Genomic DNA, 350 nt, shown 5'->3' on the forward strand with positions numbered 1-350 from the left:
ACCGTGCTTACCTTATAAATACCGATATTTATATCAGCTTTCCAGATTGTTAAAGAACTTATCAGTTGCACACATTCGGCAACGATATGGTTTAAAAAACCAAACTTAAGTCATCATCAAATGATGGTTTAAGTTTGGTCTCTTTCTTTACTAAGAAGAATTTATTATCGCCATTTATTTTTTTACAAGGCTTTTTAATGCGACGCCTAGTATCTCTTAGGCGAGCGTTAAAGTAACGCGGTAAAAATGTAAATGGTGGAGCTAAGCAGGATCGAACTGCTGACCTCCTGCGTGCAAGGCAGGCGCTCTCCCAGCTGAGCTATAGCCCCTCTTTGACTTGCTAGTTAATG

At 39.4% G+C, this 350-nt stretch carries 1 tRNA gene; it reads right to left on the reverse strand.

The window, feature by feature from the left end:
* Positions 1-253 precede the first annotated feature (253 nt).
* Positions 254-329: transfer RNA gene (locus FCS21_RS16720), tRNA-Ala, on the reverse strand.
* Positions 330-350 lie beyond the last annotated feature (21 nt).

Source organism: Colwellia ponticola (assembly GCF_005885605.1).
Classification (GTDB): domain Bacteria; phylum Pseudomonadota; class Gammaproteobacteria; order Enterobacterales; family Alteromonadaceae; genus Colwellia; species Colwellia ponticola.